Below are 20540 nucleotides of genomic sequence, written 5' to 3'. Positions count from 1 at the left end.
CTAGTCTGTAAACCTATAGATTAGAACTGCATGTTTTCACAGAATTGTTCTCGATTTAATTCCCAAACAGCCCTTAATAAAAGAACACCCAAAGGTCTGCAATGATTCCTACTTATGCAAACAAATGCTTTCAAAATAAATCAAAAATTTGAGTGCGGTCTTGAACTATAAATTTATTCTACGATGTAACATCAATAAATAAAAGAGGCAGCTCTTTCGAACTGTCTCCTTGCTACCTCTCGATTGCATTCTAATGCTTAAATTTAAAACTTAAAAGAAACACGACTCAATTGTACACCAGAATGGTATAACAATTCTTTATTCGTGTCTTAAAGCCTGAATCAAATTCACCCTGTGTGTTTTAACAATCAATACCAGAACAGCCAGAAGAGTTAAAACGAGAGTAATCATGAGTGTTTTTATATAAACTACAAAATCAATTTCCTGTCTAAACTGAAAATTAGTTAACCATTTTCCCATAAACCAATAACTAATTGGCAACGCCATGATATTTGCAATTAGAACAATCCAGATTTGTTCTTTACTCAACAATTTTGATGTATCACTAAAATTTGCCCCGAAGAGTTTTCTTAAACAAATCTCTTTATTCTTCTTCCTAATCAAAAATAAAGTCAAACCAAAAAGGCCGAGCAGAGCTATTACTAACGTGATGAAAGAATAAAACTGGATGCTATTTTTTAAATCCAAGTCCGATTGATACAAAGCTTTAATTCTATCTTCCAATAAACTGTAGTCAAAGTCTGAATTTGGAGAAATAGCCTTCATTACAGATTCTATTTCTTGCAGCTTGTCATCATTACAGGCACCCGAAAACTTAAGTTGTGCAATAGCCCCATCTTCACCACAATATATTACCAATGGTTCAACTTGACTGTACAATGAGGTAAAGTTAAAATCATCGACTACAGCTAGAATTTCCTTCCCTTCGAACAAATCAGTCTCAATATTTTCAATTCCAAAAGCAAGCAAAGCTGCTTTATTTAGCATACAAGTCTTACTAAAGTCAGCCGTTCTATCCCATGAAAAATTACGCCCCTCAACAAGCTTAATATTATATAAATCAGTATAACCAGGATCGATGATAGTCCAGTAACACATCCTTTTATTATCAATATTACCCATTGATGATTTTGAATAGTCACCTCCCATTAAGCAAGTCGAGAACGAAATACCTTCGACGTAAGGCTTCTTTAGTAAGGCCTGTTTTAAAACCTCCTTTTTCGCTAACAAGTCTTTGTTCAAACGAAAAGTGATGATGTTTTCGTACTTGTATCCCAAATCTTTTTCAAAGATATAATTGATTTGATTTTTCATGATAAAACTTGCATTCAGAAGGCAAGCCACAATTAATAATTGGAATACCAAAAGAGCTTTACGTTGTAAGCCATTGGAATTGAAAATCGTTTCTTTTTTCAGCACGCTTATCTCTTTCAACTTTGAAAGAAATAGCCCAGGAATTAGACCTGACAAAGATCCAATTAGGACAATAATAATTAGATAAATAAGATATAAGCTTGAGCGATTGAAGACGAGAGAGATTTCAATGTTTAAAAGTTTGCACAAGTCTGGCATCAGCATTTCGACAAACAAAAGTGCAAGACCAAAAGATACAAGTGCAGTGGCAATAGCTTCGAGCAGCGTTTGTGCCAAAATTTGAGAGTCACTGGCGCCATTTAATTTACGGATAGCGATCTCTTTCATTCGCCCCCCTGCTATTGCTGTAGAGAGGTTGATATAATTGATAACAACAATACCAATTAATAGTAGAGCAATGGCGAAATACAGAGTCACGGTTTGTGCGTTCACATGCTTCGATCCATCATATTTATTATTGGCATAATCAAAACAAATCTCATTCAATGGCTGCAGCTCCAAAGGTATTTTACCCTCGGAATCGCTCATTCTAAATTCCTCAAGAGCAGCATTTATCTTAGTCTCAACATCAGAGATCACAGCATTATATGACAATTTAAGATAGCTTAGACTTGACCACGAGCCGCAATTAAAATCATGTTCCTCACCCTCTCCTCTTAAAGTTTCGAGAGAAATAAAAGCCTGTGCCTGAATATGAGAATTGTAAGGTATATCCTCCATCACGCCCTCTACCCTAAAGGTTTTGCCATTTTTAGCATAAAGACTCTTTCCTAGAGGAGATTGATCCCCAAACAGTTTACAGGAAAGTGAACTACTAATAACTATGGTATTGGGTGCTTTTAATAGCGTGCTGGCGTTGCCAGACAGAAGTTGAAACGAAAAAACATCAAAAACTTCGGGGTCGGTATATTCGACTTTTCCAACTCTTATTTCCTTATTGTTATGAACAACACTTAATTCCCCTCCACTAAACCTGACCATAGATTCTATTTCGGGCAGTTTATCTTTTAACTGATCGGCAAAACCCAGAGGAGTAACACCATACCCGACTGAATGTAAGCGGTAAATATGACTGGAGTTTTTATGAAACCGATCGAAGCTGGTTTCTTGATAAACATAGGTGAAAATAAGAGTAAGTAAAAGGAATGCCATTGCAAAGCCAATGGTATTAAGTAAGTAGAAAAAACGGTTCTTTTTAACGCTTGCTACAAACGATTTTAGGTAATGAATAAACATTGAATAAGAATTAATTTAACAAATAGAGATCAGTACCAGTTGTAGAAACAACTGATATTTAAACACAATTATCTATTAAACAAGTTCGTGATCGTCCTGATTGCTGAATGGCAGGCAGAATATTAGCCGAAAGGGTTTATCCTTTTCTGCCTTTAGGTTCAATCGTTTTAATTGGTAGGATTTCAGATTGGTTCTGGTAATAAGTTGCTTGATGCGATAGGTATCCCCGAAGAAATGCGGACTTAAAAACAAAAAACTTTTCAGACTGGGTAAATGACTTTTGAAGGCGAATTCAATTTGAGGCAAAACGCCTTCGGTGCCATTGGGCATGTCAACTGAGAGGCAGGTGGAATAATCTTCGTCTGCAAGTTTTTCCCGGTTTGTATCCGAAGAAACAAGCAGTATAAAGCAAGCTATTAAGAATATATAGAAGATCGCATCTCGCATACCTACAAAAATACAATTATATTCATAATAAACGAACATAATTAGTAATCACTTTGGGGAAAGAGTGAAACTGAAATCAAGGGAGCCTATGGAATAAAATATGGGACATAAAATTGCCTTAGTTGCAAATTGCGATACACTGAAAAAAGATTCGTTTACGATCATTATTTATTATCTCAATTATTAATAGTGGAATTTAAGCATAAAAAAATGCCCTCTCGTTGACTAGACAAGAGGACTCACTTATTAACTATTCACTGAATCATGACATTTCAGTTTCTTCGAGCTCTGAGCTCTTATGACTCCGCATTTTAACAGCCGTTTCAATTTTCTGAATACTCACGTTTATTTGTTTGATCATATTATCCAAGTCCCCACCTGGCGATATGTCAGACATCACCTCTAAATACTTAAACATATTAATCAAGTTGTCAGTCAATCGAGTTCTAATCTCGCGAGTTTGGTTATCATTCAATTCATTTACTTTTTTGTCTTTCCTTAAAGCAATAGCAGCAAGCAAAGTATCCAATGCTGTTTGTATGTTAGTGATATAGCTGTCTAATTTAATAGTTGTAATAGCCGCTTTAATTTCTGGCTTATTAGCACAATCGTTTAGGAAAAGCTTTGCTGTAGCATTTTGAACTTGATAACTCTCGTTGTGCAGATTAACAACATGCGTATTGATCAGTTCGTTCAAAATAGCCGCATTGATTCGCTCAGCAGCTACCGGACTTAACAAACAAGCCTTAAGAACATATTTTAAGGCTCGCCACGAATCGTTAAAAGCATTGTCGGCTATCTTCACCGCCTGCGTTTCGTTGACAGTATTCAGCTTGTTTAGCTGATTCTTAAATTCGACATTACTCTCCTGAACCCAAGTTTGGAGCTTAAGCACATTTACTCCTGCCCAATCGTAAGAATGGGTGATATTTAACACATCATTAGTCAATGATAGTTGTTCTGCATTACGCAATCTTTTAGAATAGAACTTTATTATTTTCATGACATAAGTATTTATTAAAAGCTTATTCAAGTTATAACTTACATTTCTAAAAACAAAACACATGATAACTAAACACTTACAAACATATTAACTAACAACGAATAAGCAAGTGTTTATCATCAAAGCAACAAGATGCGAATGCTGAACAACATGTTTTATTCAGATTATCAATATTATTTTGAACACCTAAACAAGAAACACTAAAATTGTTTGCCCTATTTCCAATACAGAATGACAAGAAATAGAAGTATTCTAAATTTCCCACTTTTGGGAAAGACCAAACTGGCTGCGATTATAGCTTTCCCATTTTGGGACGTATTAAACCAAAGGGATTTCTGAGCTTCCCAATTTGGGATAAGACCAAACTGACTCAAATTATAGCTTTCCCATTTTGGGACGTATTAAACCGAAGGGATTTATAAGCTTCCCAATTTGGGGTGAGACCAAACTGACACAAATTATAGCTTTCCTATTTTGGGACGTATTAAACCGAAGGGATTTATAAGCTTCCCAATTTGGGCTAAGACCAAACGGACTCAAATTATAACTTTCCAATTTTGGGATGTATTAAACCGAAGGAATTTATGAGCTTCCAAATTTGGGCTAAGACCAAACGGACTCAAATTATAACTTTCCAATTTTGGGATGTATTAAACCGAAGGGATTTATGAGCTTCCAAATTTGGGCTAAGACCAAACGGACTCAAATTATAACTTTCCCATTTTGGGGAAGGCTCAACCAACTCCGATTATAGCTTTCCCATTTTGGGGAAAGCTTGAACTGACTCTCTGGGAGGCCTATGAGATAAGGGAAGAACATAAAAAATGCCCAAACTCTTGTGGAGGATGGGCGATTCTATTTAATCTTTACGGTCTTGCTAAGTTTCGTGGGCGATTAAAAGAGTAATCTTATCAAAACGCCAAATAAGCAAGCCGAGTGAAATTGTTTATATTTTGAACAAACCAATTTTAGTAGCTTGCTGGTGTTAATTAATTGCACTAAACTTCAATTCGCATTCCACCGCCCATGAAATTTAGCTTTTGTTGTGCCATCGTGCATTTTCATTTATTGTCAACTGGAGAGTTTTCTATATCGATAGTGTTCATTTTCCTTTCAATTATTTCTTTCAAAATATAAGTCAAACCTCCGCTAATAAAGGTCGCTACAATATCTTTCCAATCAAATGTCCCATGGATCCCGATTAGTCCAAGAGGCTCCCATACTATGCTGTAAAGAATTGTGGCAAGTATAATCTGCTTATTCTTTTCTCTGTTTGAATAGCTCTTTACCCCCCAAAAAAGGAAACAGATACCAAGTACGCATACTAAACTTCCAATTGTATCTGCAAATCCATAGTCATTTATCCTATTGCTATAGATATAAGGTCTGTAAAAGTGGGTCAGTAATTGTGAAGAAGCCAATACAATAAAAGCTAAAATCAGGTAAATTTTTTGTTTCTTATTATTCATTGTTTAAATATCTATTCATAAGTTAATTCTTCATCGAGCCACCCAAAAATGTAACTACGTTTTAGCATGTGGCACAACAAGTGTATATGTCGCAATGCGACTTATATCACTTATCTGTCATTATTTGTAAATCATTGTTATTATTGCCTTTGCTCATAGAACACATACAAAAAAGCGCATTTCATTTTGCAAGACTTAAATCTGTATTTAAGAATATGCTTGGCTAGTTATATAAGCCACTACCCTCCTTTTTATAAATACAACCAAATTTATGAAAATAAGCTTGTAAACAATATGTACAACCAAAGCAAAACGATAAGTGGAGGTAAAATAGAAAGTTTCTGTTTAGTGTGCTTGGAAGAAGAAATACGCCTCCATCAACTCCCCCGCTCCCGCACGATTGTATCGTGTGGTCTTAGTTTAAAACAAAGGAACGCGATACTACCGAAACGAAGTGGAGCTCAGCGAAGCTAATCGCGCACCAGCTAAGGGAAGTGCCCATCAACCCAAAAGAGTTTGGGTTGATGGGCAGTTTTGAACGGTCTGGCTAAGTTTCTTGGGCTCCCGATAACTATCGTGATTAAACAGTTGCCTTATCTACCGACCAAAGGGAGATCACGAAACGAAGTGAGTAATACGCCGAACAAATGTATATTTTATGTATCCTTAATTTGGAATTATTCTACTCGTTAGGAATGTGTGAATTTTCATATTGTTTTATTACTTTACACTCAAAGCGGAAAACTTTCCCCAATAAACAGTTGCCATTTTGTACAAAATTAAGTTTATGAAAAACCTCAACCTGATCCGAAAGTTCACTTTAGGCGGAATCGCTTTTGGCCTTATATTTCCTGCAATTGCATTTACTTTTGATTTAGGAATTAAGAATTTACCCTTCACACTGGAGAACATCAAAAAACTACATGCTGTTAACCCAATTCATTTTATTATTGACACCGCGCCCATCATCATTTCTATTGTTGCATATTTAGTTGGCCGACGCGTGTACAAACATGATGAGATTGCAAAATTAACAATCAAAGCCCAGCTAATTGAGATCCATAAAAAGAACGAAGAACTTCAGTTAATCAATGCTGAAAAAGACAAATTCTTCTCTATCATTGCGCACGACTTACGTAATCCCTTTATTGGCCTTATGGGCCTCACTAAAATGATGTCTGAAAAATTTTCCGGACTGACGATTGAGGAAATGCAGGAATTTGCCTTGAGTATTGATAAATCAGCAACGTCCCTTTATAGCTTTCTCGAAAACCTCCTAAATTGGGCAAGTATGAGCCGAAATTTAATTCCTTTTAATCCTGAGCCAATCCATTTGCTTTCAAGCGTATATGCGTGTGCCGAAATAATACAGGAATCGAGCAAGAATAAAGATGTTGAAATCATATGTGATATCCAGGATAATGTGAACGTTTTTGCTGACAAAAATATGCTTCTGCTAGTCATCAGAAATCTGGTCACCAATGCGGTAAAATTCACACCAGGAGGAGGGAAAATATATCTCACTGTTAAAAATGAGTATGATAAAAACGTTGTTATTTCAGTTAAAGATACCGGCATTGGCATGAATACTGAGATGCTTCAGAAATTATTCCAATTAAATGCAAAAATAAATAGAAAAGGTACAGATGGCGAACCAAGTACAGGCCTTGGATTATTACTCTGCAAAGAATATATTGAGAAACAAGGTGGCAAAATATGGGCTGAAAGTGAAGAAGGAAAAGGCAGTGAATTCAAGTTCTCTCTTCCAATAGCAAGCTAAGCCAGTAAAGTACCTGTTCTCTCGAATAAAGCAATAAATATTCGACAAAAGCATTTAAAATGCAATTCGTGAGAACTCCTCTTTTCCCAACAATTCCCCCGTTACCGTACGATTACATCGTGTGGTTTTAGTTTAAAACAAAGGAACTCGATACTACCGAAGCGAAGCTAATCGCGAACCAGCAGAAAGAGTCCATAAATGTAAGGGAGAGCAAAAAAACGATGCTTGATAAACGAATCTCTCCGTCAAGCAAAGCTTGCCACCTCTTTTACATTTCGACTTCGCTCAATGTCCTAATTTGAACACAAATAAAAAGGGACAATTCTTTCGAACTGTCCCTTTACATATGTTTTAAAATTCGTTGTCTATTCGAATTCTACCATTGAATTTAAAGCTCTCATTTATTAGGAAGGATAAAGTGAAAGGCACTCCCCTTTCCCTCATCGCTTTCAGCCCATAATTTGCCCTTATGATTTTCGATAAATCCTTGACATAGAAACAAACCTAAACCCGTACTTACTTCACCTTCTGTTCCATTACGACTGGTATTTTCACCCAATTTAAACAGATTATCTATCATATTTTTATTCATACCTATTCCCGAATCACGAATCGATATTTTAAGTTGATTATCGATCAATTTACCAACAATTTCCACCTTGCCTTTACGGGGCGTAAATTTTATAGCATTCGAGAGTAAATTCCTGATCACAGATTGAAACATATACCGATCAGCCATAAACTGAAGATTCTCATCCATATGACAAGCGACTTGGAGTTCCTTCCTTTTTATAGCTTCCTTTTCAATATTGAGAACTTCCCTAGTTAGTAGGGATATATTTATTTCGCTAGGAACAAAAGGAATTCGTCCTTCTTGTAATTTCGCCCATTGTAAGAGATTCTCAAGCAGACCATACAAACTCTTTGCAGAATTATTCATTCTTACAGCAGATTCTATAATTTCTTCTGATGACATTTGAGATATATCTGAAGATAACAACTCTGTCAGACCCAGAAAACCATTAAAAGGTGCCCGTAAATCGTGAGAAATGATTGAAAAGAATTTATCCTTTTCAATATTTAAATTCTCAAGTTCTACATTTTTCTTTTCTATGACCTCTTCAGCTAACTTACGTTCGGTAATATCTTCAATAATTCCCCAAACCATTTTTTTACCTGTCGTATCGGTAAATGAAGAACCGCTGATAGTAAGTGGGTATCGTGTACCATCCTTACGGATGTATTCTTTTTCGTTGGGACCAAAATGACCTGTCTCATTCAAATCCTTAATCTGATGAATCTCTTGCTCTTCATATTCTCTAGGTGTGATATCCCAATAGCTAAGATTCAAAAACTCTTCTTTAGTATATTGAGTAGCTTCTAAAACAGATGAATTAACCTCTAGAAAATCTCCCGTTGCATGATCAACCATAGCCATACCAATAGGGGATAATTCGAAGAGCATTTTGAATTTATTTTCAGCCCTCTCTTTCCACGTTTTGTAGTTCTCAAAAGAAGCTTTAATAGCAGAATTATTCTCTTTTAAAGCTTCAATTTCCTTTATCAAATCTTCCTTGGTTTTTTCCTTGATGTTCATATTCTACAAATTGCTTTTATACAAGAACTTTTTATGAAATTAAAGATACGATGATGATGGGATTTTTCAAAAGATAAGTTTATCACTAAATATAATCTTTTTTATCTGTACTACAATCAAAAAAAAAGGAACAGCTCTTTCGAACTGTCCCTTTACATATGAATTAAGAATTCTTTGTCTGTTCGCATTCTGCCATTATTTTCTTAATAATCTCAATCGCTTCTCGAAGTTGAGTTTCGTTAATTGTCAATGGAGGAGCAAAACGAATAATAGGCCTTCAGCAGATATCACGATGGCATTGGGACTTCATCTTATAATGAATCGGAGGGGCAGAAAAGAGATTACTCTGACAGGAGAATTAAGTCTAACCGGTAAGTTCTTCCAATTAGAGGGGTTCGTGAAAACACGATAGCTGCTATACGTGTGGGCATTCATGAACTTTTTTTCTCAAAAGAGGATAAAAAGGATTTTGATGATTTACCTCAATACTTAAAAAAAGAAGTAAAAGCACATTTTGAAGATTACTTTAAGGCTGTTTTAAAATGGCATATTCATAATCGTTCAGATTAAGCTTTCTTTAATCGATTCAGCCTTTTGTTATGAAACAAAAGGCTGAATTTATTTTCTTTTGTTTGAACAATAGTAAGCACCGATGCTAAAATTAATAGAATTGCCAGAGAACTTTTCATATCCATTTTTTCGTTGAACACCAATATCCCAACAATAACACCCGTGAGAGGTTCCAATGTTGATAAAAGAGATGCCTTACCCGGTCCAATAAATTTCATTCCCCTATAAAACAAAACAACTGCAAGAAAAGTAGACCACACACTTAGGTTCAAAATATAAAATAATGAGCTCGGTGTGAAGTTGGTATTGATCTGACCGGTGAAAGAAATCTTAATAAAAAAAAGAAGAGAGGTTATCCCAAAAATCCAAAATGCCACACTAAAAGGCGACAGCTTTTTAAGCTCTTTATGCGCCATCCCAATAATGTAAATGGCATATAAAAGTCCCGACAATAAAGCCCAAATAATACCCGTTATATTCAAGTCAGTATCACCTCCTATCGATAAAAGACCGATACCTATAATCGATAATAATAAAGCCATCATTTTTCGAAGAGTGAACTTCTCTTTGTATATGATACTTGCGAGAGTAATGGTTATTATGGGGTATACAAAATGAAGTGTGCTTGCCAGTCCCGAAGAAATATATTGATACGATAAAAAAAGCGTGTAAGTGGTCAGCATGGTTCCAAAAAAAGCGACAAATAAGATTAAAAAGAATTGCTTTTTATTTATTCTGACATCAATTTTTCGGTACAAACAAAATAGAGCTATCCAAATAAAAGCAAAACTAAAACGATATAAAAGCAAGTTATTCACATCGAAACCCGCGTCATATATCTTTAGGGCGAAAAAAGGCATAAGCCCAAAAAATATTGCCGAAAGCAAAATCATAAGTGTGCCTTTTATTTTTGTACCGATCATCGTATTTTATCTATTTTAAATTCGTCTTATTCATGAAAAAATCAAACGCATACCGGAAGTTTTGCCAATCGATTTCTGGTACTGATCAAACAACCATTGGATGACCGCAAATCTATGAAATAAGTTGATCAATAATATCAAGTCACAAAAGAAAAAGATGAGCTAAACTGAAACAAAAGCTTTCAGTTTAGAGTTGGAAATCCCTCCATTCAAGAAGTATCTAATTTACATAAAAATTTGATTTAAAATCCTATAATAAAAAAAAAGGACAGCTCTTTCGAACTATCCCCTCACCACCTTACAATTACATTTTTAGATTAAAATATTTAGAAGATACAATAGTTCATCAACATAGGAAAGTCTGAGAGCATACAAAGTAAGCATAAGGCATAAAAAAGCCCAAACTCTTTGGGGAGGATGGGCGTTTCTATCTTTGTTTAAAATCAGATGGTTGATACCATAACTGACTTGTTAGTCTTCATTAATTGTGCTATCGGGATCAGACAGCTCGTCACCACCCATGAAATTTAGCTTTTGTTGGCGTGTCTTTGTTATTTATTCAACTCTTCCTTTTTATCTAAAGATGACTTTATACACGGCAAAATTTTAAAAAAATAATCAACTTTATTTGGTTAATAATATTAACTAGTTTATATTTGTACTAAAGTAACAATTAAATTATGGAAACAAAGAACTTAACACCGGAAGAAAGTTTTAACATAATTAATAAGGCTATTGGCAATTTCAAGATGAATTATAAGGAAAATGCGACAGTATTTCTCCTTTGGGGTTGGGTCTTATCTCTTGCCAGCTTTTCACATTTCATTATCTTAAAAATTTTAAAGGGCTATGAAGCACATGAACTAAAGCTCGGAAATTGGGAGCTTACGGGTCTTTTTAGCATTGGCAATTGGTTTTTGTTTAGTTTAATTGGTTTTATAATATTGTTTTTTATGGAACGTAAAACAAATAAGAAAAAGAAAGTATACAGCCATTTAGATAGTTATATCAAAAATCTTTGGTATGCAACAGCTGCTGGATTCTTTGTTGCGATATTTCTTTGTTTTAAGTTAGATATAGTTCCACCGGCATTAATGTTGTTAATCGCAGGTATTGCAACAACAACTACAGGCTTATTTATTAAGTTTAAACCTTTAATGTTTGGAGGTATTGCATTTTTTATATTCAGTATTGCTTCAACTTTTGTATTAAATGAGAACATAGCATTAATTGTTGGCTTAGCCATAGTTTGTGGTTATCTGATACCAGGATATTTATTAAAATCAGCAAAATAATAGTAATATGTACAACGATTTAGATCCTTTATTACACTCACAACTGCGATTGACAATTATTTCAATGCTGGTAGCTTCAGAGAAAGTAGATTTTACGCATATTAAAGAAGAAACGAAAGCTGCCGCAGGTAATATCAGTATACAAATTAAGAAGCTTCAAGAAGCAGGATATATTAGTGTAGAAAAAACCTTTATGAATAATTATCCTAAAACCATGTTAACAATCACTGCCAAAGGAGTTAAGGCGTTTGAATCCTATGTGAATAATTTGAAAAAATACCTTAATCCCTAATCGTATTTTTTTTATCAATTTAGTTTATATTTTTAACTACTTAATTTTATAAATCATGGAAAACACTTTATCAATTTTATTGATTTCCACGTTGATGGGAGTTTGTAGTACCAAAACAAGCCTATATGAATCTGATGCGTTGTCAATGAAAAAAACCAATGAACCTATTGATATCTCACTATTAGAATTCTACCGACAATATAGTTCATATACCGATCCTGGAGAATATGCATATATGTATGAAAACCTTCCAGATTCATTAGCAGAACTTTGCAAGTTAATCAGATCCCAGTTTATTCATCCCTATGCTGAATTGCCAAATTATCGTGAACAAATCCCCAAAGAGAGATGGAGTGAGTCCTTTAGGTATCCATCAGTTAAATCGATTTTAGAGGGGCTAATATCCTATGACTCTTCTGGGATTGTGCATGATCGAAAACCTGAAGCTCGACTTGTTCTGGCTTGCAACCAAAATGCTATTTTACTAGCATCAATATTAAAGTATCGTGGAATACCCGCCAGGGTACGTTTTGGGCATGCCACCTATATTATACCTGGATTTCATATTAGTCACACAATATGTGAGGTCTGGAATGAAGATGATAAGCGCTGGATACTTGTAGATCCTAGTATGGATATGGTTGATTTTAACCGGGAAAAATTTGACATTAGTAATGATTTATGGTTAAAAATACAAAAAGGGGAGATAGATCCTAGACTATATGGGATACCCCGTAGATATCGCGGATTGGTTTCGATAGTAGGTAAAGTTTGTACAGATTTGGCATCCATATTGGGAACCGAATATCCAATTAATAAATATGCGCCAATATTGGAATATGCTTTTGAAAACGATAAGCAATTAACAGCTGAACACATAGATTTACTAAACAGAATTAGTGAATTAATGAAATCCATTGATGCTGATAATATTTCTGAATTACAAGAAATTTACTCTAATACTCCTGAAATTCAGATTACAAAGACATTCGGACAGGTTTCAACAAATTCTGATAATAGCACAGGGCCCCAAAATAATTAGCACAACGTAAAAGTGTTTTATCCTTTTGTGTGTCGAAACTAACAAAAAAAGGGACAACTCTTTCGAACTATCCCCTCACTACCTTAAAATAACATTCTTAGATTTTTAGTTCAAAACTTAAATAAATGTGACACAATAGCTCAACAACAGAGGAAGATCTGAGGAGCATACAAAATAAGGGGAAGGCATTAAAAAAGCCCAAACTCTTTTGGAGTTTGGGCTTTTATGATCTTTAAACACGATATTCAGTTTAGACTGTGGCCAGTACCCCCTGTTTTGTTTAAACTATTGCTGTATTTACTTTACAATTCTAAATCCTTTTAACCCACCGTAAGCAGGTTCAAAAGTAAATATTCTTTCATAATAATTCACTGGAGTACCATTATTAAAGCTTCCTCCTCGACAAACTTTTGTGGTTCCACTTATTGGTCCTTGTGGGTTATGCGTTGGACTTACCTTATAGTAATCTTTATCGTACCAATCGTTGCACCACTCCGAAGCATTACCCAGCATATCGTGAATACCAAGTTCATTTGCCATTCTTGTTCCTACATCATGTAATCTTGTATTCCCCCCTTCTCCAGAGTTATCCATATTCCACGAAATATCATTTATCTTGTAATCTGTTTTATTATGAATTCCGCTTCGAGCAGCAAATTCCCATTCGGCTTCGCTTGGGAGTCTTCCGCCTGCCCATTTACAATACTCATAAGCTCCATACCAGGTCACATAAAGAATTGGCTTGTTTTCATATCCTGATGCCGGTGCAAATGAGCCATTCTTATATTGAATATTTACATTTTGAAACCATAAATTCTCGATCATAACTTTTCCATTATAAACACCTTGTTCAGAAACAACTACACTATTTAAGAATTGGCAATACTCCGTGGTTGTAATTTCATATTTCCCGATATTAAAGTCATCTAATGTTACATTATGCTTAAGGTGATATAATGCAAATTTTGGATCTTGGTAACCCATTTCAAAGATTCCACCCTTAACAGCTATCATTTCAGTTGTTATAAATACAGGGGTTTTAAACTTAATAAGCTCTTTATCGGTTAGTGAAACATTGGTAATGAAATTCTCATCATAAACCATATCGCTTTCGAACGTACAGAAATACTCTGTGTCGTAATCTAATTTATTTGCCAGCGATACATATACATAATTGTAAACAACATTTGAACTTTTTATTGTAAACGACTCAACCAAACTGTTATCCTTGTACTTATACAGGTTTAAAGTTCTATTATCCTTAAAAAGTTTTACTTCCTTATTGAATCGAATATTCAATACTTTAGGTAGTGTTTTCAAGTTTCCTAAAGGGTATATCTCTTCAATAGTTAGATTTGGTCTATCTATGGAAACTTCAATATTAGTAGTTTGTTCTGCATCGTTTTTTGCACGAACTCTATAGGCATATTTATAACCACTCAAAGCTTTCGTATCGATATATTTCAATGTATTGATATCAACTTCGGCATATCCTACAAGCCAATCTTGATCATCTGTCTTTTTATCAATAACAAACTTTGTTGCATCATCTTTCTGATGTTTCCAATTCAGTTCAATATTCGAAGGCGACAATGTTTTAGCTGTCATATCAGAAGGGGCTATTAGAGAACCCGAAATGCTAATATCTGCAATTAGTGATTCACCTTCAGCGTATCTAACTCGAACTCTATAAAAAGTTTCAAGACCTGCTTGTAGTTCGCTATCAGCGATTGAAAATAACGTTTTGTCTTTTCCGTCCTTCACCACCTCATTTGTCATTAAAGTCCAGTCAATTTTATCGGTTGATTTCTCTATGTAGAATGTCATCCCATCTATAAAATCATAATGCCAAGAAATAACGTTTATATCGTTATTGATTCTTTTAATGACTGTATTTTTAGGCGCCTGAAATATTGTCTTCATAGAGACCTTGGTTTCTGCAGAGGTATCATATTCAGAAGAAGTATAGACCGTAAAATTATATATAGAACCATCACTTGGTATAATCGTTTCGATATATTCAACTACCTGACCTTTGAGTTGTTCTATTTTAGGATAATAATTTGTGAAATCCGAACTTACAGATACAGTTACATCTTTGAAATTCCATTTAGGTTTGTCCCAACTAATTTTTATCTCATTCAAGGATATCTGAGTTGCCGTTAAATTGTTCAACTCAAAGGAATTAATAACTTCAATTTTATTTTCTTGCTTATCGCATGAAAATAAAATAAAGCTCAACAATACAATAAGAATTTTCTGTCTCATAAAATAGATAAGTAAACATTAAAACCTACTTATGAGACAAGTGATTAAGCCTGATGAGGAATCAGGCGAATATGGCGTGCCGCATAAGTTAGATGTTTTTAAAAACAACTTATGCTATAGCACACAGTAGAGGTACTGTGAAGAGTATTTTGTATCCCAATTTCTTCTATAGCGTTAGACACAAAATATATTTAACTCAATCCGCTGCAAAAATAGATATTTTCACCTCTCAACAAAACCCCTACTTGTTAAATTATTATAAATACTAACACCATTTTAATTTCAAAATCAGCTTTAAATAAAAATGAATTATTTTAATAAGATCAAGACAAAAAATAAATGATAGACGAGTTATCTTACCTTTAATTAACAAAAACACATCTAAAAAGAACGGTTTATAAGGTTGGTGATGTTAATTTGGTATAGTATTAATACTAAGATATTAACTGATAGAAGAATTTAAATGAAAAAAGGGACAGCTCTTTCGAACTGTCCCATTGATATAATTATAAATTCGTTGTCTATTCGAATTCTGCCATTGTTTTCTTGATAATCTCAATCGCTTCGCGAAGTTGAGTTTCGTTAATTGTCAATGGAGGAGCAAAACGAATGATATGTCCGTGAGTTGGCTTAGCTAACATACCGTTGTCGCGAAGACGCATACACACATCCCAAGCAGTTTTACCACCCTTAGGCTTAATAACAATCGCGTTAAGCAATCCTTTTCCGCGAACAAGTTCAATCATATCAGATTTTACAGCTGATAATTCTTCACGGAAGATAATACCCATAGCTTCAGCATTTTCAGCAAGGTTCTCATCTTTTATAACATCTAAAGCAGCCATTGCTACAGCACAAGCAACTGGGTTACCACCAAAAGTAGAACCGTGCTCACCTGGCTTAATACAAAGCATGATATCATCATCAGCTAATACCGCAGATACGGGTACAACACCACCTGAAATTGCTTTTCCAAGAATCAATACATCTGGACGAACACCTTCGTGATCTACTGCTAATAACTTACCTGTACGAGCAATACCTGTTTGAACCTCATCAGCAACAAATAAAACGTTGTTTGCCTTACACAAATCGAAAGCCTTCTTCAAGAAACCATGCTCTGGTACATAAACACCAGCCTCACCTTGAATAGGCTCAACCAAGAATGCACATACGTTTGGATCTTTCAATTCTTTAGCCAATGCTTCAACATCGTTGTAAGGAATCGAAACAAAACCTGGTGTGAATGGTCCGAATCCTTTATATGAATCTGGATCATTAGACATAGAGATGATTGTAATAGTACGTCCGTGGAAGTTACCATCACATACAATAATCTTAGCCTCATTATCTGGAATACCTTTTACATCGTAACCCCAACGACGAACAAGCTTAAGAGCTGTTTCATCAGCTTCGGCACCTGTGTTCATTGGTAATACTTTATCGTATCCGAAATACTTTGTTACGTATTCCTCATATCTTCCTAGATTTTCGCTATAAAACGCTCGAGAAGTTAGAGTTAATTTCTGAGCCTGATCAACCATTGCCTTAATGATCTTTGGATGACAGTGTCCTTGATTAACAGCAGAATAAGCTGAAAGGAAATCGAAATATTTTTTCCCATCAGTATCCCAAACATGTACGCCTTCTCCTCTTTCAAGCACTACTGGAAGTGGATGATAATTATGAGCTCCAAATTTAGACTCTTTTTCCATATAGGCTGCTGCGGTCATTTTTGTTGTAGTGGTCATGAAAATAACATTTATAAGGTTTGTAATTTTTTGGGTTTAATAATTTTGAATCTTTGGTGAGCACAATTTTGTTATTTTTTTTCACAAAACAAACATCTATTCATAATATTTTCATGTCAATTAACATCTTTTAAAATCTACCGCAAAGCCTTTAGTTACGACAAGTATAATAAAGCTTAACAGTAAATTTATTCTAATATTATGCTTCATCCAATAGATACAGATCATTTCATTTTCCTAATAAAAAATTGCATCAAAATTTACTGTTAATTATTACCCCTATGCTCTTCTTAAATTTTTCTTTGGAAATTTTTAAATCGAAATATCAAAAAAAACAGAACTATACGCTCTGTTTTTACAGTGAAAACAAGCCTTACAGGATTAATTCTGACTAATTCCAGAAATAAGACGCATCGTACTCAATAACCCCAAACTGTTCCATTATTTCATCAACTTCTTCTTTATAGGTCTTATTATCGTGATGTTTTTTCTGATTTTGAATAAATCTTGTGACAACATCAACCTGAAAATGGCTTACAGAAAATGCTCCATACCCATCCTGCCATTCAAAATCCTTATTAATATTACCTATAGACTTGATCCATTTTGTTGATTCCTCTTTAAGCTCATCCACAAGAGAACTCAATGCCTGATCTTTAGACAAACAAAATAGAATATGCACATGATCAGTCACAGAATTTATCCTTAGGATAGGACATTTATATTTCTGAAAAACAGCAGAAAAGCAAGCATATAGCTTTAATTCCCATATTTCTTGAATATAGGGCTTTCTATCCTTGGTACTGAATGTTAAATGAACATAGAGTTGTGATATTGATTGTCCCATAAGCTGAGTTTTCATTAAAACAAAACAGAAGAAAACTTAATTACACATTAAAAATCAAGCTCTTACACAATTTAATCAATTGTAAATGAATAAACAAAAGCTCTTGACCAATAAAATTGAAATCTCTAATCATAATTTTAAGGATCTGTTGTATCTTAGCCTCTTCTATATTCACATCTAGGACTTTTATAATGCACAAAATCGTTTCCCTCTATATTACACTAATCCTTATAGGCATATGCCCAAGGCTGCAGGCTCAAAATATGGCAAGCATAAAAGGAATTATTAAAAATGAGCAAGGACAGGCTCTATATGGTGTGCATATTATTAATACCATGAATTCACAAACCACAACCTCAGACAAAGAAGGCAAGTACCTAATTCATTATGAGGCCAACAAAAATCTAACACTACAGTTTACTCATATTGCTTATCAGAATTTTGAGAAAACATTCATTCTAAAGTCTGGACAAACAAAGGTTTATAATCCGACACTAAAAGAGAAACGCCAAGGACTTGATGAGGTTGATATTAAAGCTCAAATTAAGTTACAGAATAAAGGCATTTATTTACAGACCAAGGAAATTGATAAAATTGCTTCAGCTGGTGGAGAAAGCATAGAAAATCTATTAAAGACACTACCAGGTGTGAGTTCCAACAACGAGCTTAGCTCACAATATAATGTTAGAGGTGGTAATTTTGATGAGAATCTGGTTTATATTAATGACATTGAAGTTTATCGTCCGAGTCTTATTCGTTCTAGTCAACAAGAAGGACTCAGCGTTATAAATCCAGATTTGGTTTCTTCGGTTCTCTTTTCAGCTGGTGGTTTCGATGCCAAATATGGTGATAAACTCTCATCGGTATTGGATATCAAATATAAAATTCCCCGTCAGTTTGAAGCATCAGTAGATGTAAGTCTATTGGGGACTAGTGCTCATATTGCCAATGCCAGTAAAAATGGTAAACTGTCCTATCTTGCAGGATTCAGATATAAAACCACTCGCTACCTATTGGCATCTTTGGATACCGAAGGCGATTATAATCCCAAGTATAAAGATTTCCAGGCCTTAGTAAACTATTCATTCAATCCGAAATGGAGTCTTCACCTATGGGCAAATATTAGTCAAAACAAATATGGGTTTAAACCTAAGGATAGAGAAACCAATTTTGGAACCATTAGTGATGCCCTTCAGTTAAAAATGTATTTTGATGGTCAGGAAAAGGACGAATACATTAGCGATATGGAAGCTCTTACTCTAAAGTATCGCCCCAACAGCAAAAGTCTATTTCAACTGATCACCAATAGATACGCCACCACAGAAAAAGAACGATTCGATATTCAAGCTCAATACTACCTTCAAGATTTATTTATGAGTCAGGGGGGCGAAAAGGATGAAACACTGGAAAATCTTGGTATCGGAACCTATCTCGATCATGCCAATAATAAGCTTGAACGAAATGTGGAAAGCATCAAACTAAAAGCAGATCATAACTTTGGTAATTTGCATCTACAGTGGGGTTTAAAAGCCTTACACGAAAAGGTTGATGATAGAATAAACGAATGGCAATATCGAGACTCAGCGGGCTACTCTGTTCCTTTTTCTGATTCAGAAACACGTCTTGCCTACTCACGTCAAGCTGTAAATCGTATTAAGGGAACTCACCTAAGTGGATACTCGCAAGGGAATTACACCTTCAGCAATGGTTCTGGTGATTTTCAATTAACAGCAGGTCTTCGCTACCATCACTGGACATACAGCAAAAGTTACTTTCTCTCACCACGCTTTTCATTGAACTTTGTGCCCAATTGGGAAAAGAAAATGAAATTCCGTTTAGCTATTGGTAATTATCAACAAATGCCATCCTATAGAGAGAGTTTGAGAATTGATGGGAGTATTAGTTCCAAGCTTAATATTCAAGAAGCCTGGCATTATACACTTGCCCACGAATATCTGTTTAAGATTAAAGAACGTGATTTCCGTTTATCTTCCGAACTCTATTATAAAGATTTAAAATCGGTCATCCCCTACGATATTGAGAATGTGCGCTTGCGATATTATGGCGATCAAAAAGCTAAAGGTTATTCTGCAGGACTAGAATTTCGTTTGAACTGGGAATATGTACCTGATACAGAATCATGGATTAGTCTTTCGTTAATGAAAACGCGTGAAGATATTTTGGGTGACAACAAGGGATATATTGCCCGCCCAAGCGATCAGCGTTTTAATTTCTCCATGTTTTTTCAAGATTACATGCCAGGAAATCCCACATACAAAATGCACCTAACTCTAATATATGCAGGAGGTTTACCGGTATGGGTTCCAAAACAAGGCAAACAAGGGCAAAGTTTTAATATGCCGCATTACAAAAGAGCCGACCTAGGTTTCTCAAAGGAACTTCTTGACAGTAATAAAGTAAAAAATAAAGGATTACTTAAGCATTTTAAATCGATGTGGATTGGTCTTGAAATCTTTAATTTATTCGATATTAACAATACGGTTTCCTACCTTTGGATCAACGATATTCGAGGAAATCAATATGCCATACCCAACTACCTAACGGCTCGTAAATTGAACCTAAAGTTGAGTGCAAAATTCTAAACGAATCTAATATTTAAGCGTT

At 34.7% G+C, this 20540-nt stretch carries 15 protein-coding genes; 6 read left to right on the top strand and 9 right to left on the bottom strand.

What is annotated here, in order from left to right; translation table 11 throughout:
- Nucleotides 1-318 precede the first annotated feature (318 nt).
- The 4 genes from ACXR6G_RS11875 to ACXR6G_RS11860 all read right to left on the bottom strand — a co-directional run bounded on the left by ACXR6G_RS11875 (nt 319) and on the right by ACXR6G_RS11860 (nt 5550).
- Complete coding sequence (locus ACXR6G_RS11875; protein WP_458361649.1) at nt 319-2631, bottom strand: ABC transporter permease; 2313 nt, start codon at nt 2629-2631, stop codon at nt 319-321.
- 75 nt (nt 2632-2706) lie between these two features.
- The gene (locus ACXR6G_RS11870) at nt 2707-3117 is read right to left on the bottom strand and encodes a hypothetical protein (RefSeq protein ID WP_458361648.1); all 411 of its coding nucleotides are present in this window, start codon (nt 3115-3117) and stop codon (nt 2707-2709) included.
- Between the two features lie 223 nt (nt 3118-3340).
- On the bottom strand, nt 3341-4081 hold the full coding sequence (locus tag ACXR6G_RS11865) for a DUF6261 family protein (RefSeq protein WP_458361647.1): 741 nt from the start codon (nt 4079-4081) through the stop codon (nt 3341-3343).
- A gap of 1061 nt (nt 4082-5142) precedes the next feature.
- Nucleotides 5143-5550 carry a hypothetical protein gene (locus tag ACXR6G_RS11860; protein ID WP_458361646.1) on the bottom strand — a complete coding sequence of 136 codons (408 nt, stop codon included), beginning with the start codon at nt 5548-5550 and terminating at the stop codon, nt 5143-5145.
- A 787-nt stretch (nt 5551-6337) separates the two neighbouring features.
- Between ACXR6G_RS11860 and ACXR6G_RS11855 the strand changes: the two genes are divergently transcribed.
- Complete coding sequence (locus tag ACXR6G_RS11855; RefSeq protein ID WP_458361645.1) at nt 6338-7330, top strand: sensor histidine kinase; 993 nt, start codon at nt 6338-6340, stop codon at nt 7328-7330.
- Nucleotides 7331-7727: 397 nt separating this feature from the next.
- Here ACXR6G_RS11855 and ACXR6G_RS11850 read toward each other — a convergent pair whose 3' ends face one another.
- On the bottom strand, nt 7728-8927 hold the full coding sequence (locus ACXR6G_RS11850) for a PAS domain-containing sensor histidine kinase (protein WP_458361644.1): 1200 nt from the start codon (nt 8925-8927) through the stop codon (nt 7728-7730).
- A gap of 384 nt (nt 8928-9311) precedes the next feature.
- Between ACXR6G_RS11850 and ACXR6G_RS11845 the strand changes: the two genes are divergently transcribed.
- On the top strand, nt 9312-9497 hold the full coding sequence (locus ACXR6G_RS11845) for a S16 family serine protease (RefSeq protein ID WP_458361703.1): 186 nt from the start codon (nt 9312-9314) through the stop codon (nt 9495-9497).
- Here ACXR6G_RS11845 and ACXR6G_RS11840 read toward each other — a convergent pair.
- Nucleotides 9494-10420, bottom strand: coding sequence for a DMT family transporter (locus ACXR6G_RS11840; RefSeq protein WP_458361643.1), 927 nt, complete (start codon nt 10418-10420; stop codon nt 9494-9496). The two genes, ACXR6G_RS11845 and ACXR6G_RS11840, sit on opposite strands and share 4 nt — an antisense overlap.
- A 680-nt stretch (nt 10421-11100) precedes the next feature.
- On the opposite strand from ACXR6G_RS11840, the gene ACXR6G_RS11835 reads away from it, so the two are divergent.
- The 3 genes from ACXR6G_RS11835 to ACXR6G_RS11825 all read left to right on the top strand — a co-directional run bounded on the left by ACXR6G_RS11835 (nt 11101) and on the right by ACXR6G_RS11825 (nt 13049).
- Entirely contained in the window at nt 11101-11715 is a 615-nt protein-coding gene (locus ACXR6G_RS11835) for a hypothetical protein (protein ID WP_458361642.1), read from the top strand.
- 7 nt (nt 11716-11722) lie between these two features.
- Nucleotides 11723-12007 carry a winged helix-turn-helix domain-containing protein gene (locus ACXR6G_RS11830; protein WP_458361641.1) on the top strand — a complete coding sequence of 95 codons (285 nt, stop codon included), beginning with the start codon at nt 11723-11725 and terminating at the stop codon, nt 12005-12007.
- Between the two features lie 145 nt (nt 12008-12152).
- The gene (locus ACXR6G_RS11825; protein WP_458361640.1) at nt 12153-13049 is read left to right on the top strand and encodes a hypothetical protein; all 897 of its coding nucleotides are present in this window, start codon (nt 12153-12155) and stop codon (nt 13047-13049) included.
- 297 nt (nt 13050-13346) lie between these two features.
- On the opposite strand, the gene ACXR6G_RS11820 is transcribed toward ACXR6G_RS11825, so the two are convergent.
- The 3 genes from ACXR6G_RS11820 to tnpA form a co-directional block, all read right to left on the bottom strand.
- Nucleotides 13347-15317, bottom strand: a complete 1971-nt coding sequence (locus tag ACXR6G_RS11820; protein ID WP_458361639.1) for an SUMF1/EgtB/PvdO family nonheme iron enzyme — start codon at nt 15315-15317, stop codon at nt 13347-13349.
- A gap of 521 nt (nt 15318-15838) precedes the next feature.
- A complete protein-coding gene (gene rocD, locus ACXR6G_RS11815; RefSeq protein WP_458361638.1) occupies nt 15839-17068 on the bottom strand; it encodes an ornithine--oxo-acid transaminase in 1230 nt (409 codons plus the stop codon).
- A gap of 391 nt (nt 17069-17459) precedes the next feature.
- On the bottom strand, nt 17460-17915 hold the full coding sequence (gene tnpA / locus ACXR6G_RS11810; RefSeq protein WP_458361637.1) for an IS200/IS605 family transposase: 456 nt from the start codon (nt 17913-17915) through the stop codon (nt 17460-17462).
- A gap of 263 nt (nt 17916-18178) precedes the next feature.
- Between tnpA and ACXR6G_RS11805 the strand changes: the two genes are divergently transcribed.
- Nucleotides 18179-20518, top strand: coding sequence for a TonB-dependent receptor (locus tag ACXR6G_RS11805; protein ID WP_458361636.1), 2340 nt, complete (start codon nt 18179-18181; stop codon nt 20516-20518).
- The last annotated feature ends 22 nt before the right edge of the window (nt 20519-20540 follow it).

The sequence above is a fragment of the Ancylomarina sp. YFZ004 genome (genome assembly GCF_054254355.1).
The sequence above is the reverse complement of the archived record's forward strand: the minus strand, read 5'-3'. Positions and strand labels throughout refer to the sequence as shown.